The sequence below is a fragment of the Streptomyces sp. NPDC059852 genome, assembly GCF_042731455.1.
Lineage (GTDB): Bacteria > Actinomycetota > Actinomycetes > Streptomycetales > Streptomycetaceae > Streptomyces.
Genome location: NZ_JBHWJK010000031.1, coordinates 36,038 through 50,557 on the forward strand (window position 1 = coordinate 36,038; position 14,520 = coordinate 50,557).

Annotated in this window: 14 protein-coding genes; 6 read left to right on the plus strand and 8 right to left on the minus strand. The window is 73.6% G+C overall.

Features of this window, described 5'->3' with window-relative positions; all coding sequences use genetic code 11:
- Positions 1-124: 124 nt before the first annotated feature.
- The 5 genes from ACFV46_RS29380 to ACFV46_RS29400 all read right to left on the minus strand — a co-directional run bounded on the left by ACFV46_RS29380 (position 125) and on the right by ACFV46_RS29400 (position 3,663).
- A complete protein-coding gene (locus tag ACFV46_RS29380; RefSeq protein WP_350751515.1) occupies positions 125-205 on the minus strand; it encodes an Ms5788A family Cys-rich leader peptide in 81 nt (26 codons plus the stop codon).
- A 237-nt stretch (positions 206-442) separates the two neighbouring features.
- Positions 443-1,174, minus strand: coding sequence for a DUF2993 domain-containing protein (locus tag ACFV46_RS29385; protein ID WP_361923663.1), 732 nt, complete (start codon positions 1,172-1,174; stop codon positions 443-445).
- A gap of 158 nt (positions 1,175-1,332) precedes the next feature.
- Positions 1,333-2,520, minus strand: coding sequence for a hypothetical protein (locus ACFV46_RS29390; protein ID WP_385500464.1), 1,188 nt, complete (start codon positions 2,518-2,520; stop codon positions 1,333-1,335).
- A 2-nt stretch (positions 2,521-2,522) separates the two neighbouring features.
- Positions 2,523-2,777 (minus strand): MoaD/ThiS family protein, encoded by a 255-nt coding sequence (locus ACFV46_RS29395; protein WP_062670576.1) that lies wholly within the window; start codon positions 2,775-2,777, stop codon positions 2,523-2,525.
- Between the two features lie 37 nt (positions 2,778-2,814).
- Complete coding sequence (locus ACFV46_RS29400; RefSeq protein WP_361922543.1) at positions 2,815-3,663, minus strand: alpha/beta fold hydrolase; 849 nt, start codon at positions 3,661-3,663, stop codon at positions 2,815-2,817.
- Positions 3,664-3,834: 171 nt separating this feature from the next.
- Between ACFV46_RS29400 and ACFV46_RS29405 the strand changes: the two genes are divergently transcribed.
- From ACFV46_RS29405 to ACFV46_RS29425, 5 genes are all read left to right on the plus strand, one after another.
- Positions 3,835-4,614 carry a response regulator transcription factor gene (locus tag ACFV46_RS29405; protein WP_361922540.1) on the plus strand — a complete coding sequence of 260 codons (780 nt, stop codon included), beginning with the start codon at positions 3,835-3,837 and terminating at the stop codon, positions 4,612-4,614.
- Between the two features lie 104 nt (positions 4,615-4,718).
- Positions 4,719-5,741 (plus strand): LacI family DNA-binding transcriptional regulator, encoded by a 1,023-nt coding sequence (locus ACFV46_RS29410; RefSeq protein ID WP_151784722.1) that lies wholly within the window; start codon positions 4,719-4,721, stop codon positions 5,739-5,741.
- A 99-nt stretch (positions 5,742-5,840) separates the two neighbouring features.
- On the plus strand, positions 5,841-6,896 hold the full coding sequence (locus ACFV46_RS29415) for a S1C family serine protease (protein ID WP_385500466.1): 1,056 nt from the start codon (positions 5,841-5,843) through the stop codon (positions 6,894-6,896).
- A 92-nt stretch (positions 6,897-6,988) separates the two neighbouring features.
- Positions 6,989-7,723 (plus strand): response regulator transcription factor, encoded by a 735-nt coding sequence (locus ACFV46_RS29420; protein WP_376729842.1) that lies wholly within the window; start codon positions 6,989-6,991, stop codon positions 7,721-7,723.
- Positions 7,720-9,165 (plus strand): HAMP domain-containing sensor histidine kinase, encoded by a 1,446-nt coding sequence (locus ACFV46_RS29425; RefSeq protein WP_361922531.1) that lies wholly within the window; start codon positions 7,720-7,722, stop codon positions 9,163-9,165. The genes ACFV46_RS29420 and ACFV46_RS29425 overlap by 4 nt, the downstream gene beginning before the upstream one ends.
- 22 nt (positions 9,166-9,187) lie before the next feature.
- Here the strand turns inward: ACFV46_RS29425 and ACFV46_RS29430 are convergent, their stop codons facing one another.
- From ACFV46_RS29430 to ACFV46_RS29440, 3 genes are all read right to left on the minus strand, one after another.
- On the minus strand, positions 9,188-10,126 hold the full coding sequence (locus ACFV46_RS29430; protein ID WP_361923661.1) for a type VII secretion protein: 939 nt from the start codon (positions 10,124-10,126) through the stop codon (positions 9,188-9,190).
- 107 nt (positions 10,127-10,233) lie between these two features.
- The gene (locus ACFV46_RS29435) at positions 10,234-11,331 is read right to left on the minus strand and encodes a type VII secretion integral membrane protein EccD (protein WP_385500468.1); all 1,098 of its coding nucleotides are present in this window, start codon (positions 11,329-11,331) and stop codon (positions 10,234-10,236) included.
- A gap of 281 nt (positions 11,332-11,612) precedes the next feature.
- A complete protein-coding gene (locus ACFV46_RS29440) occupies positions 11,613-13,427 on the minus strand; it encodes a bifunctional metallophosphatase/5'-nucleotidase (RefSeq protein ID WP_376729840.1) in 1,815 nt (604 codons plus the stop codon).
- A gap of 145 nt (positions 13,428-13,572) precedes the next feature.
- On the opposite strand from ACFV46_RS29440, the gene mshD reads away from it, so the two are divergent.
- Complete coding sequence (mshD, locus tag ACFV46_RS29445; protein WP_376729839.1) at positions 13,573-14,520, plus strand: mycothiol synthase; 948 nt, start codon at positions 13,573-13,575, stop codon at positions 14,518-14,520.

The following is a 14,520-nucleotide window of genomic DNA, read 5'->3' on the forward strand; positions in this document are numbered from 1 at the left end:
GCGGGGCGTTGCAAAGGTGCGGGCGTGCGATGAGGCGCCGGCTCGGGCGGCCGGGGCGCGCACGGGTGCCCGGTCAGGGCTGCGGGGATGCGGGGGTGGACCGGCGCGGAGCCGGGCTGTCCGCTCAGAAGGGGCGACAGAGCATGGCGGCGACGCGGCACAGGTCTACTGCCCGCCGCTTCGTGAGGTCCGCCTGTCGCTTCATGGCCTCGATCGTAGGGACGGACAGGCGGGCGTGTCACCGGTGTGTCGCATGCTGAGACAAGATTGTCCGGGGTGTGAAACGAGAAGACCGCCGACCCCATGCCGGAAGGGTTTCCGGGCACCAGTTTCGGCGGTCACAGCGACAGGGCGGACGAGGGCGTCTCGCACCTTGGGACCGGATCGTCCATCGCGGGGGTCCGGGGCCCGGCGGGTGCCGTCCACTTCGTCCTGACCCGTCCTACCCGGCGAGGCGGACGTTCGAACCCCGCACCGTGATCTCCACGCCGTCCTTCGCAGCCTGGACGCTGTCGAGCTTGATGCCGCCGGGCAGGCCGTCGATCTTCTGCTCGAAGTCGGTGATCGTCCGCACCCGGTTCTCGGCGACGTCCGCGCCGCCGAAGGCCGGCAGCTTGTCCGCGTGCACCCGCACGGTGTCGCCCTCGGCGGTGACGGTGCTGAGGACGGAGACCGGCTGCGGCAGCTTGGCGCCCAGGACGGTCGCCTCGACGGACACCTTGATCTTGCCGTCGCCACCGTCGGAGAGGCCGACGACCCGGGCGGTGACGCCCGGGGCGACCTGCGTGGACTCGGACTTGGCGGTCTTCAGCAGCTCGGCGTACGAGATGGAGGCGGTGCCGGTGGCGGTGGCGGCCGTGGCGGAGCTGTAGTCGCCGGAGAACTCGACGCCCTTCATGTTCGCCTGGAGGTCGTCGATGCGGATGGTCCCGCCGTCGGCGGTGGCCTCGTAGTCCTTGATGCCGACCTCGACGTCGTCCAGCGTGCCGCCGACGACCTGGGTGAGGAACGGGAAGCCCTTGATGGACACGTCCGGGGTGGCCGCGAGGTTCTCGGTGGCCTGGAGCTTGCCGGCGGCCTCGTCCTCGGCGAACCCGACGGCGAGCCGGTCGGCCAGCACGAACAGGCCGCCCAGGATCACCACGACGATGAGCAGTATGCGCAGGGCTCGCATGGTCCGGTCTTCCCCCACCTCGACGGTCGTCCACGACGACGGTTTCCCGACGACCGGGCGGCCGTCCACGCCGTGAGACTAACCCCGCCGCGGGACCGGACCGCCGGATTGTCGATCACCTGTGACAGGCGCGACCGCCGGCGGCCCGGGCCGACGCGTCAGCCCAGGGCCCGCCCGAGCAGGTACACCGCGGGGGCCGCGGCGGCCAGCGGCAGGGCGACGCCCGCCGTGAAGTGGACGAAGCGCGAGGGGTAGTCGTAGCTCGCCACCCGGTGCCCGATCAGCGCGCACACGGCGGCACCGGCGCCGAGCAGGGCGCCCGCGGCTCCCGTCCCGGTCAGCGCGCCGGCCAGGGCCCCCGCCCCCGCGGCGGCGAGCAGCGCGGCGGCCACGGACGCCGGCGTGGGCAGCGGCAGCGCCCGCACCAGGACCGCGACGGCCACCGCGGCGGCGCCGACGGTCACCGCGTCGCCGTGCGCGGCGAGGTATCCGGCCGCGACGATCGCCAGGGCGGCCGAGGCCACCGTCGCCATCAGGCCGTACATGCGCTCGTCGGGGTCGGCGTGCGAGCGGAGCTGGAGCACGAGCGTGAGCAGCACCCAGACGCCCAGCGTGCCGAGGATGGCCGCCGGGGTGCGGCCGGAGGCGAGCAGTGCCACGTCCGCCGTGAGCGCGCCCGCGAAGGCCAGCGCGATGCCCTGCCGGGCGGGCCACATGCCGTTCAGCCGGAACCAGCCGGCGGCCGTCACCGCCTGCAGCGCGACGAGCGGGACGACGAGGGCGTACGGCCCGATCGCGGCGGCGCCCGCGAGCAGCAGCCCGAGCAGCGCGGTCAGTCCGGCCGGCTGCACACCCGGCTCGATGATCGGGGAGCGGCCCTCGAGCCGGGCCCGCTGCGCGTCCGTGATGCGGGCGTTGCCCGCGACGGTCGCCGGGCCGTACTCCGGTTCGGCGGCGGGCGTGGGCGGGGTCTGCGCGGAGGCGTGCGGGTGCGCGGGAGCCTGCGCGTGCGAGGCGGCCTGCGGGTGGCCGGGGGCCTGGGTGTAGCCGGGGGCCTGCGTATGGCCCGGGCCGGCCCAGCCTGCCTCCTGGTACCCGGGGGCCGGAGCCTGGTGTCCGCCGTAGACGGCGCCGGCGCCCTGCGAGGGCATGTACGCCGTCTCCTCGGCGGCCGGGGCCACCGGGGGCTGCACCTGGGTCTCCCAGGTCTGTCCCTGCCACTGCTGCGTGTACTGCCGATCCGCCTGCGGGTCGTCGTACGGCTGCTGCTGCGGCCACCCCTGGGGCGGGTGCTGCTGCCGGTACGGGTCGTACCCGTCGTATCCCTGATACGGCTGGTCGCTCATCGTCACCCTCCTGCGAACGGCGGGAGCACCTCGACCGTGCCGCCGTCGGCCAGCCGTACCGTCTCATGCCCGCGGGTGCCCACGGGGTCACCGTCGACGAGGAACGAGCAGCGCCGCAGGACGCGCTCCAGCTCACCGGGGTGCCGCTCGCGTACGGCGTCCAGCGCCTCGGCGAGCGTGGCCGCGTCGAACGCGTCCTCCGCCACCCCGGCCGCGGCCTTCGCGGCGGCCCAGTAGCGCACCGTGACCTTTGCCATCCCGTCCCTCGATCGGTCGTCTGTGTACACGGTCAGGCTAGCCGCACCGGGTGACGGCCCAGTCCCCGATCCGGGCGAGCAGATCGTCGCCGGCCGCGTTCTCGGCGTGCCCCATGCCGGGCTCCAGCCAGAGATCGGCGTGGTCACCGGCCGCGGCGGCCAACATCCGGGGGTGGTCGAGGGGGAAGTAGCCGTCGCGGTCGCCGTGCACGATCAGCAGCGGTGTCGGCGCGATGCGGGGCACCGCCTCGACCGGGGACAGGGGGACGGGGTCCCACTCGCGGTGGTGGATGCGGACGCGGAAGCCGTAGCGGCCCACCAGCCGGCCCTCGGGGCGGGTGACCATCCAGTGCAGCCGGCGCATCAGCGGGGTGCCCCGGTAGTACCAGCGGGCGGGCGCGCTCACCGAGACGACCGCGTCCGTGCGGGCGTCGTCGTCGCGGTGCAGGGCCGCGTGGCGCAGGACCACCGAGCCGCCCATGGAGAAGCCGACGGTCACCACGCGCGCGTGCCCGAGGCCGCGCGCCCACCGCACGGCCGCCGCCAGGTCCAGCACCTCCCGGTCGCCGACCGTCGAACGGCCGCCCGACGCCCCGTGGCCGCGGAAGGAGAAGGTGACGACCGCGCCGTACCGCCGGAGCACGCCCGCCACCCGTCGAACATGCGGCCGGTCGGCGTCGCCCGTGAAGCCGTGCGCGACGACGAACACCGGGTCACCGCCGGACGACCGGGAGGTGTCGTATACGGCCCGGCCCGGGTCGTATACGGAATCGACGGCCACGCCGTCCGCCGTGCGCAGGAACGTCCGGATAGGTACCCGTCCATCCGTCTCGGAATTCGGACGAACCGTGGATCGTGCCCCATGACCTGCCGGACCGTTGCTCATGTGGGCTATTCTGCTGGCAGAGGACTCGGGCAGCGTTGCCCCCGGGTCCTTTTGTGCTTTCGGAAGCGTTGTATACGACGCGGGAGACCGCGGGTGTACGGGGCCTTTCGGGATCGCAGAGCAGTTCCGTACCGCACACGTCCTCGCAGGGACCGAGGAGGAACCAGACGTATGAGTTCTCTGCTGCTCCTGACCAACGCCCTCCAGCCGTCGACGGAGGTGCTCCCCGCACTCGGCCTGCTGCTGCACAACGTGCGCGTGGCCCCCGCCGAAGGCCCCGCCCTCGTCGACACCCCCGGCGCCGACGTCATCCTGGTCGACGGCCGGCGCGACCTGCCGCAGGTGCGCAGCCTCTGCCAGCTGCTGCGCTCCACCGGCCCCGGCTGTCCGCTCGTCCTGGTCGTCACCGAGGGCGGCCTCGCCGCCGTCACCGCCGACTGGGGCATCGACGACGTCCTGCTCGACACGGCGGGCCCCGCCGAGGTCGAGGCCCGGCTGCGGCTCGCCATGGGCCGCCAGCAGATCGTCAACGACGACTCCCCCATGGAGATCCGCAACGGCGACCTGTCCGTGGACGAGGCCACCTACAGCGCGAAACTGAAGGGCCGGGTCCTCGACCTGACCTTCAAGGAGTTCGAGCTGCTGAAATACCTCGCCCAGCACCCGGGCCGCGTCTTCACCCGTGCCCAGCTCCTCCAGGAGGTCTGGGGCTACGACTACTTCGGCGGCACCCGGACGGTCGACGTGCACGTACGGCGGCTGCGCGCGAAGCTCGGCCCCGAGCACGAGTCGCTGATCGGCACCGTCCGCAACGTCGGTTATCGATTCGTTACCCCGGAGAAGCCGGAGCGCTCCGCCGAGGAGCCGAAGGCCGCGGCGGGGCGGGCAAAGCCGGTGGATGCGGACACAGCGGCCGCCCTGGACGCCACCGAGGTCCGGGCCGACGCGTAGCGGCACCCCGGGCGGGGCGCACCGGCGCGGCCGGGCCCCGTCCGGCATACGGGACGCTCCCGCACGCCCTGCCCAGAGCGGGTCCATCCGCGTAGACTCCGCGCGTGGCCAAGGTGACTCGCGATGACGTCGCACGACTGGCGGGGACATCGACCGCCGTCGTCAGCTATGTCATCAACAACGGACCCCGGCCGGTCGCCCCGGCCACCCGCGAGCGTGTGCTCGCCGCGATCAAGGAGCTGGGCTACCGGCCCGACCGGGTCGCGCAGGCGATGGCCTCGCGGCGCACGGACCTCATAGGCCTGATCGTGCCGGACGCCCGCCAGCCCTTCTTCGGGGAGATGGCGCACGCGGTCGAGTGGGCCGCCGCCGAGCGCGGGAAGATGGTCCTCGTCGGCAACTCCGACTACGTCGGCGAGCGCGAGGTGCACTATCTGCGGGCGTTCCTCGGGATGCGCGTCTCCGGGCTCATCCTCGTCTCGCACGCCCTGAACGACCTGGCCGCCGCCGAGATCGAGGCGTGGGACGCCCGGGTCGTCCTGCTGCACGAGCGGCCCGAGGCCATCGACGACGTCGCCGTCGTCACCGACGACCTGGGCGGCGCCCAGCTCGCCGTACGCCATCTGCTGGAGCACGGATACCCGTACGTCGCCTGTATGGGCGGCACCGCGGAGACCCCGGCGGTCGGCGACCCGGTCTCCGACCACGTCGAGGGCTGGAAGCGGGCCATGGCGGAGGCCGGCCTGCCCACCGAGGGACGGCTCTTCGAGGCTCCGTACAACCGCTACGACGCCTACCGCATAGCGCTGGACATCCTGTCCGGGCCGCGGCGGCCCCCCGCGATCTTCTGCTCCACCGACGACCAGGCCATCGGCGTGCTGCGCGCGGCGCGCGAGCTGCGCATCGACGTCCCCGGCGAGCTGGCCGTCGCCGGCTTCGACGACATCAAGGAGGCGGCTCTGGCGGACCCGCCGCTGACGACGGTCGCCTCCGACCGCTCGGCCATGGCGCGCGCCGCCGTCGACCTCGTCCTGGACGACGGGGTGCGGGTCGCGGGATCGCGCCGGGAGCGGCTGAAGGTGTTCCCCTCGCGGCTCGTCCAGCGCCAGTCCTGCGGCTGCGCCTGACCGGTCTCCGGCCGTCTTTATATCGGGCATACGGTCTTCTGCCGGGCTTCTCAGCCCGCCCTCAGGAAGCTCTCATCCTCGGACGCCACGCTCGGTCGTATGAGCGAGAGCTACCGCCGCAGCGGCGACGACGACCCGTACCAGGGCGCCCAGCAGCACGCCTCCTCCCCCGTGAACCCGGAATGGCCGCCCCCGCCGGCCCACCCGGCCGGTCACCCCGTGGGCGGGACGGCGCCCACCGCTCTCCTCTCCGAGCCGGCCGCCCAGCCGCCGGCCGGGCGGCGCCGCAGGCGCGGCCGCCCCGTCGCCCTCCTCGCCGCCGTGGCGATCGTCGCCGCGGCCATCGGCGGCGGCACCGCCTACGGCATCCAGGAGCTGACCCGCGACGACACCGCGGCCACCGCGGCGCCCGCCGGCACCACCGTCGTCCCCTCCAGCCAGAAGGGCACGGTCGCCGGGGTCGCCAAGGCGGTCAGCCCGAGCATCGTGGAGATCAAGGCGCAGTCGAACGCCGGCACCTCCACCGGCTCCGGCGTGATCATCACGAGCGACGGCGAGATCGTCACCAACAACCACGTCGTCTCCGGCGCCTCCCAGGTCACCGTGCGGACGGACGACGGCAAGCAGTACACCGCCGACGTCGTCGGCACCGACAGCGGCAAGGACCTCGCGCTGATCAAGCTGAAGGGCGCTTCCGGGCTGACGGCGGCCACCCTCGGCGACTCCGGCGGGGTCCAGGTCGGCGACCAGGTCGTGGCGATCGGCTCGCCCGAGGGCCTGACCGGCACGGTCACCAGCGGCATCGTCTCCGCGCTCGACCGCGACGTGACGGTCTCCACGGACGAGGGGCAGCAGCAACAGCAGCCGGACGGCGGCTGGCCGTTCGAGTTCGGCGGCCGGCAGTTCAACGGCGACACCGGCTCGTCGACGACGACGTACAAGGCGATCCAGACGGACGCGTCGCTGAACCCCGGCAACTCCGGTGGCGCGCTCATCGACATGAACGGGCACATCATCGGCATCAACTCGGCGATGTACTCGGCCGCGGGGTCGTCGGGCTCCTCCGACGCCGGCAGCGTCGGCCTGGGCTTCGCCATCCCCGTGAACACGGTCAAGGCCGACCTGGCCAAGCTGCGGGCGGGATCACAGAGCTGAGAAGGCCGTGAACCGTGCGAGGCTGAAGAGGTCCGGTCCCTGGACGCCCGCACACCCGCCCCCGTCCCGTCGCACCCGAGGAACCCGAGCCGATGAGCCCCGCCGACGCCGACCGTGACCCGCAGCGCATCCTGATCGTCGACGACGAGCCGGCGGTGCGCGAGGCCCTCCAGCGCAGCCTCGCCTTCGAGGGCTACGACACCGAGGTCGCGGTCGACGGCGCGGACGCCTTGGAGAAGGCGGCCGCCTACCGGCCCGATCTGGTCGTCCTCGACATCCAGATGCCCCGGATGGACGGCCTCACCGCCGCCCGACGGGTCCGCGCCGCCGGTGACACCACGCCGATCCTGATGCTCACCGCCCGCGACACCGTCGGCGACCGCGTCACCGGCCTCGACGCCGGCGCCGACGACTACCTCGTCAAGCCGTTCGAACTGGACGAGCTGTTCGCCCGGGTCCGCGCACTGCTGCGGCGCAGCTCGTACGCGGCGGCCGGCGCGGACCGGGCGGACGACGAGGAGGTGCTGACCTTCGCCGACCTGCGGATGAACCTCGCGACCCGGGAGGTCTTCCGCGGCGGGCGGCCCGTGGAGCTGACCCGCACGGAGTTCACGCTGCTGGAGATGTTCCTGGCGCACCCCCGGCAGGTCCTGACCCGGGAGCAGATCCTGAAGGCCGTCTGGGGCTTCGACTTCGAGCCCTCCTCCAACTCCCTCGACGTCTACGTCATGTATCTGCGCCGCAAGACGGAGGCGGGCGGCGAGCCGCGGCTCGTCCACACCGTCCGGGGCGTGGGCTACGTGCTGCGCCAGGGCGGCGCCGAGTGAGCAGGGCGCTGCGCCGCCTCCGTACGCTGCCGATCCGCACCCGGCTGTCGCTGCTGGTGGCGGCGGCGGTGGCGTTCGCGGTGGCGGCGGTGTCGGTGACGTGCTGGTTCCTGGTGCAGGGGAAGCTGTACGAGCAGCTGAACGACGACCTGCGCCAGGCGGTGCGCACGAAGCCCGGGCAGTGGGTCGAGCTGCAGCGCGCGCTCACCGACTGCACCACGTCCCCGCAGGACCCGGGGCCCTTCCGCAACCTGTACACCCAGATCGTCAAGGCCGACGGGACGCCCTGCGTCACGGCCGACTCGATCGGCGCGGTCAAGGTCACCCAGTCCGACAAGGACGTCATCAGGGACGGGGCCACCAGCAAGGGCGTCATCCACAACAGCACGGCCGAGGACGGCACCCCGGTCCGGGTCATCACCGTGCCGCAGCTCGCCCAGGACGCCGGCACCGGACGGCAGTCCTACGTCGCCATCAGCATCGCCGTGTCGCTGGAGGGCACCCGCGCCACCCTCAGCGACCTCGCCCTGATCCTCCTCCTCGTCTCCGGCGTCGGAGTCGTCGGCGCCGGGGCGGCGGGGCTCGCGGTCGCGCGGGCCGGGCTGCGTCCCGTCGACAAGCTCACCGAGGCCGTCGAGCACGTGGCCCGCACCGAGGACCTCGGCATCCGCATCCCCGTGGAGGACGACGCCGAGGACGAGATCGCCCGGCTCTCCCGCTCCTTCAACTCCATGACGTCCTCGCTGGCCAGCTCCCACGAGCTGCAGCAGCAGCTGATCGCCGACGCCGGGCACGAACTGCGCACGCCCCTCACCTCGCTGCGCACCAACATCGAACTGCTCACCCGCAGCGAGGAGACCGGCCGCCCGCTCCCCGAGGCCGACCGCAAGGCCCTGCTGGCCTCGGTGAAGGCGCAGATGACCGAACTGGCCGCCCTGATCGGCGATCTGCAGGAGCTGTCCCGGCCGCAGGGCCAGCGCGGCGAGCGGGTCCAGGTGGTCTCCCTGACGGACACCGTGGAGGCCGCGCTGCGCCGGGTGCGGCTGCGCGGCCCGGAGCTGACCATCGATACCGACCTGCGCCCCTGGTACGTCCGCGCGGAACCGGCGGCGCTGGAGCGCGCCGTCGTCAACATCCTCGACAACGCGGTGAAGTTCAGCCCCGCCGACGGCACCATCGAGGTGGCGCTGGCCGACGGCGTCCTCACGGTCCGCGACCACGGCCCGGGCATCGCCGCCGACGAACTGCCGTACGTCTTCGACCGCTTCTGGCGCTCGCCGAGCGCGCGGGCGCTGCCCGGTTCGGGCCTCGGCCTGTCCATCGTGGCCCGCACGGTCGAGCAGTCCGGCGGTCAGGTCGCGCTGACCCGCGCCGAGGACGGTGGCACGGTCGCGACCGTACGGCTGCCGGGCGCGCCGACGCCGCCGCCCGGGACGCCGTAGGGCGCGTTCCGCAAGTCCCGTCTCAGCGGGGGCCGGCCGCGCGGCGCATGACCTCGGCGGCCAGGTGGACCGCCGCGTCGCGGGTGGCGGTGGCGAGCATGTCGGTCCGGATGGGGCCGCCCTGTGCGAGGTGCCGGTCGTAGGGGAGCAGGACGACGGGGACGCCGGGCTCGCGCAGATGGGCGACGGCCGTGCGCTCGTCGAGGGTGGCGTCCGGGGTGGCGGCGCTGAGGGCGACGACCGTGGTGTGCAGCGCGGAGTGCGGGAGCCGGGCGAGCCAGTCCAGCACCTGGCGGGTGCCGTGGATGCCCTCGGCGGTCATCGGGGCGACCACGACCCGGGCGTGCGCGGTGTCCATCGCCGTCCGCGCCACCTCGCCGGGCAGTGTCTCGCTGTCGACGACGGTGACCGCGAAGTAGCGGCGCAGCGCGAGGGTCACGGTCCGGTAGGTCCGTACGTCCAGCGGGGCGCCGACCCGGCCCTGGCTCGCGGGCAGCAGCCAGCCGCCGTCCTGGACCGGCACCAGATAGCCGGTGAGGTCGGTGAGCCCCATCGACGGGGTGAGGATCGAGGCGAGGTCGGCGCAGGTCCAGCGCACGGTCTTGGCGCCCATGCGCATCGGGAGCGTGCCGAGGGCGGCGTCGGCCTCCAGGGTGAGGACGGGGTCGTGCCGGTAGTGGTTGAAGGTGCGTCCGAGGAGGGCGGCGACGGTGGACTTGCCGACGCCGCCGCGGATCGAGGTGACGGCGACGACCCGTCCGGTGGTGACCGGCTGCTGCACCTCGCGGGCGAGCCGCGTCTGCTCGGTGACCTCCTGCGCGGCGGAGGCGGTCAGGCGGCGCAGCGAGGCGCCCGCCCGGCGGGCGGCCGTGTCGCCGTGCTGCGGGCGGCCGAGGGCGACGGCCAGGCGGGGGTCGACGGTCGGCACCGACTCGGGCGTCCCGCGGCCGTGGTCGGGCACGAAGGTCCCTCGCGGGACCGGGGGCGGGGGTGACTGCCCGGCGTCCGGCGCGGGCCCGAGCGGGCCGCGGTGTGCGTCCTGAGTCCCCGTCACGCTGTCACCCTGCCCTACGCGAAGCCACCGGACACCACGACCGCCGCCGGGACCAGGGCGAGCACGGCCCACGGCTCCAGCAGGTCGGCGGCCCGGCGCAGCCGTGCGCGCGGCGTCTCCGACGGGTGCACGGTCAACTGCAGCACCGCGAGCAGGGCGAGGACGACGATCCCGGGCTCCCCCCAGAGGGCGGCGAGCCGCACCACGACGACGGCGGCGGCCAGCAGGAGCGCCCCGACCTCGACGGTGAGGGGGAACGCGCGGGCGCGCAGCACGAGGACGACGGCCAGCAGGACGGCGAGCGTGACCGTCCCCGCCGTGGCGGTGCGCAGCAGGAGCACGCCCGAGGCGCCGGCGGCCAGGGCGAGCACCACGGTCGCCGGGGCCAGCGCGCGGTGGGTCACCGCGAGGGCGGTGCCGGCGTCGTGGCGGCTGACGGAGGCGCCGGCGGAGCGCCGGTCGTCGAGGGCGGTGAGGCCGGACGCCGTCAGGGCGAGCCGCGGGAGCACGCCGAGGGCGAGTCCGGCGGCCACGGCCGGGAGGGCGGCGGCCCGGCTCTGCCGTACGGCCGTGTCCGCCCCGCCCTGGAACAGGACGGCCGCCTCGCCCAGCACGAGACAGCCGAGGACGGCGGCGGCGCAGATCAGCGCGGGACGCCCCAGGGGGGTGCACCAGCCCGCGAGCGCGAGCGCGGCCGCCACGGCCGCGGCGAGCCCGGCGGCCCGCAGCGGGCCCGGCCAGCCGTGGGCGCCGGCCGAGGCCCATACGCCGACGACGGCCAGGGCGGCGGCCAGCGCCAGCAGGGTGACGGCGGTCGTGGAGCGCCCGGCCCGCCCGCACAGGGCACCGGCCCCTGCCGCGACCGGGGCGATGACGAGCAGGACGGCGCCGACGGTGGCCGGGTCGAGGCGGTGGAGGGCGAGGACGGCGGCGGCCGACGCCCAGAGCACGGCGGCGGCGGCGCCGGCGCCGGTGGCGCGTCGTGTGGCGGGCCGCCATCGCCAGGCCCGCGTCCCGAGGTCGTCGGCGGACGCGTCGGTGGCGTCGTACCCGGCGGGGCCGCGGGGAAGGACCTCCGGCGCCGGCGTGCGCGCGGACCCCGTGGTTGTCACGCGCCCGAACCTACCACCGGCCGGCGCGGGTGGATGGAGAGGGAGTGAGGGAAGCGGGCCGGTCCGTCGAAGGTCCGGCCCACGCCCGTGACCTGGGCTGTTCCCGGGCCGTCACCTCCGGCCGACCGCGAGGTCCGTGCCCTTCGGGCGGACCCGGACGCCGTCCTTCTGTACGGGGGGGGGAACGCACCGGTCCGTCCGACCGTGCGCGCTCCCCCCACCCGCGACCGCTACCGGGGGTTCGCGATCAGTTCACGCCTCTCCCCCGGCGCGGTGACGTCCTACTGGACGACGGTGATGCGGTCCGCCGCAGGGGGCGCGATCGGGCTCGCCGGCGTGGAGTTGGCCGTCAGGTAGTTCTGCAGCACCGTCAGGTCGTCCGTGCCGACGAGCGGGTTCGTGCCCTGGCCGAGGGTGGTGAAGCCGTCGCCGCCGCCCGCGAGGAAGTTGTTCATCGCGACGCGGTAGGTGGCGGCCGGGTCGATCGCGGCGCCGTTCAGCTTGATGGAGTCCGTCACCACACGGTCCGCGCCCGACTTGGTCAGGTCCAGCGTGTAGGTGAGGCCCGCGGAGATCTGAAGGATCTTCGGCGAGGCCGCGTTGGTGCCGCTGACCTGCTCCTTGAGCACCTGGATGAGCTGGGCGCCGGTGAGGCTCTGGAGGTTCACCGTGTTGGAGAACGGCTGCACCGTGAAGCCCTCGGCGTAGGTGACCACACCGTCGCCCTCGGCGCCCTTGGCCGCGTAGGTCAGGGGTGCCCGGATGCCGCCGGGGTTCATCAGCGCCAGGTCCGTCTCCGGGTCCAGCTCCTTGCCGTACGCCAACTGGGCGTCGGCGATCAGGTCGCCGAGCGGGGACTCGGTGCCGGCGGTGGTGATGTCGGCGGAGATGTAGCCGATCGGGCGGTTGCCGATGGGGGCCGCGAGGGTGTTCCACTTCGAGATCAGCGCGGTCATGTCGGGTGCCTTGGTGACGTCCCGGCTGACCACGTGGTTCGCGGACTTCACGGACGTACGCGCGATGTCGCCGGTGTGGCGGTCGTACGTCAGCGTGGTGTCGGTGTAGAGGCGGCCGAAGGACGAGGCCGAGGTGACCATGCGGGGCTTGCCCGACGGGTCGGGGATCGTGCACACGTACGCGTTGTGCGTGTGACCGGTGACCAGCGCGTCCACCGACGGCGACACGTTCTTCGCGATGTCCACGATCGGCCCGGAGACGCCGGAGCCGGCGCTCCCGGAGTCACAGTCGTAGTTGTACGAGGTGGAGGCCGGGAAGCCGCCCTCGTGGATGAGGGCCACGATCGACTTCACGCCCTGGCGCTGCAGCTCCTTGGCGTACTTGTTGATCGTCTCGACCTCGTCCTTGAACTTGAGGCCCTTGACGCCCTCGGCGGAGACGACGCCCGGGGTGTTCTCCAGGGTCACCCCGATGAAGCCGATCTTGACGTCCTTCTTCTTCCACACCCAGTAGGGCTTGAGGATCGGCTTGCCGCTCTTCTCGTTCAGGACGTTCGCGGCGAGGTACGGGAAGTCGGCGCCCTTGAACTTCTCGTCCGCGTAGCAGCCGTCGGTGGGGTGGCAGCCGCCGTTCTGCAGGCGGGCCAGCTCCTTGGAGCCCTCGTCGAACTCGTGGTTGCCGACGGAGGTGACGTCCAGCTTCAGCTTGTTCAGCGCCTCGATGGTGGGCTCGTCGTGGAACAGGCCCGAGATCAGCGGGGAGGCGCCGACCATGTCGCCGCCGGCCGCGGTGACGGAGTACTTCTTGCCGGCGCGCGCCTGGCGCAGATGCGTGGCCAGGTACTCCACGCCGCCCGCGTCGATGGTCTTCGTGGTGCCGTCGGCCTGGAGTTCGGTGACCCGGCCGGAGGAGCCGGACGGCGGCTCCAGGTTGCCGTGCAGGTCGTTGAAGGACAGCAGCTGCACGTCCTGGTAGCGGCCGGTGTGGTGGCCGTGCCCGTGGCCGCCCTTGCCGGACTCCGGCGAGGCGGTCGCGGGGAGCGCCGCGGCGAGCGCGCCGACGGTGGCGAGCCCGGCGGCCGTCGCGACCAGTGCGTATGTACGGCGTCTGCGGTGCTGCTGGTGGGATGTGGCTGACATCCGCCCCCCTGTGGGTCGTGAGTGGCATGGGCCCGTCGGGCGGCAGCCTAGAGTCAACGCGCGTAGCGCGACAGGGGGTTCCGGGTTACACCTTGGTTGCTTCTGTGCCGCGACTTTGCCCGGGGCGCCCCTTACCCTCGTACGCATGACCAGCGACGACATCGCCCGATCCGTATCGTCCCGTTCCGTCGAGACCTACTCCGTCCTGTCCCCGGAGCAGACCGAGGCCGTCCTCGAACTGCTGGCGGAGGCCGCCCGGGTCGACGGGCAGCAGGCGGTGTCCGAACAGGGCCGGCTCCAGTTGCGCCACGGCGTGTCGGCCGGTGACGGCGGGGGCCGTGCGGGCGTCTCGCATCTGCTGCTGACCGCGGACGGCCAACTCGTCGGATACGCCCAGCTGGAGGACACCGACCCGGTGGAGGCGCCGGCCGCCGAGCTGGTCGTGCACCCCTCGCACCGGGGTCACGGCCATGGGCGCGCTCTCGGTACGGCCCTTCTGGCGGCCTCCGGCAAGCGGCTGCGGGTGTGGGCGCACGGCGGGCACTCCGCCGCCCGGCATCTCGCCCAGGTACTGGGGCTGACCCTGTTCCGTGAACTGCGGCAGATGCGGATGCCGTTGACCGGGCTCGAGCTGCCGGAGCCGGTGCTTCCGGAGGGCGTCACGATCCGCACGTTCGTGCCGGGGCAGGACGACGCGGCCTGGCTCGCGGTGAACGCCGCCGCGTTCGCCCACCATCCCGAGCAGGGCTCCCTGACCCAGCGCGACCTCGACGACCGCAAGGCCGAGCCGTGGTTCGACCCGGCGGGCTTCTTCCTGGCCGAACGCGACGGCGAACTGGTCGGCTTCCACTGGACGAAGGTCCACGCGGAGGAGCGGCTCGGCGAGGTGTACGTCGTCGGGGTGCGCCCGGGCGCCCAGGGCGGCGGCCTCGGCAAGGCCCTGACGACGGTGGGTCTGCGGCATCTGGCGGCGCAGGGGATGCCGACGGCGATGCTGTACGTCGACGCGGACAACAAGGCGGCGGTGTCCGTCTACGAACGCCTCGGGTTCACGACGTACGAGACGGACCTGATGTACCGCACGGAGACCTGA

Coding starts and splice junctions, on each gene's coding strand:
- ACFV46_RS29380 (WP_350751515.1), bottom strand. CDS start 205: ATGAAGCGACAGGCGGACCTCACGAAGCGGCGGGCAGTAGACCTGTGC.
- ACFV46_RS29385 (WP_361923663.1), bottom strand. CDS start 1,174: ATGCGAGCCCTGCGCATACTGCTCATCGTCGTGGTGATCCTGGGCGGC.
- ACFV46_RS29390 (WP_385500464.1), bottom strand. CDS start 2,520: ATGAGCGACCAGCCGTATCAGGGATACGACGGGTACGACCCGTACCGG.
- ACFV46_RS29395 (WP_062670576.1), bottom strand. CDS start 2,777: ATGGCAAAGGTCACGGTGCGCTACTGGGCCGCCGCGAAGGCCGCGGCC.
- ACFV46_RS29400 (WP_361922543.1), bottom strand. CDS start 3,663: ATGAGCAACGGTCCGGCAGGTCATGGGGCACGATCCACGGTTCGTCCG.
- ACFV46_RS29405 (WP_361922540.1), top strand. CDS start 3,835: ATGAGTTCTCTGCTGCTCCTGACCAACGCCCTCCAGCCGTCGACGGAG.
- ACFV46_RS29415 (WP_385500466.1), top strand. CDS start 5,841: ATGAGCGAGAGCTACCGCCGCAGCGGCGACGACGACCCGTACCAGGGC.
- ACFV46_RS29420 (WP_376729842.1), top strand. CDS start 6,989: ATGAGCCCCGCCGACGCCGACCGTGACCCGCAGCGCATCCTGATCGTC.
- ACFV46_RS29440 (WP_376729840.1), bottom strand. CDS start 13,427: ATGTCAGCCACATCCCACCAGCAGCACCGCAGACGCCGTACATACGCA.
- mshD (WP_376729839.1), top strand. CDS start 13,573: ATGACCAGCGACGACATCGCCCGATCCGTATCGTCCCGTTCCGTCGAG.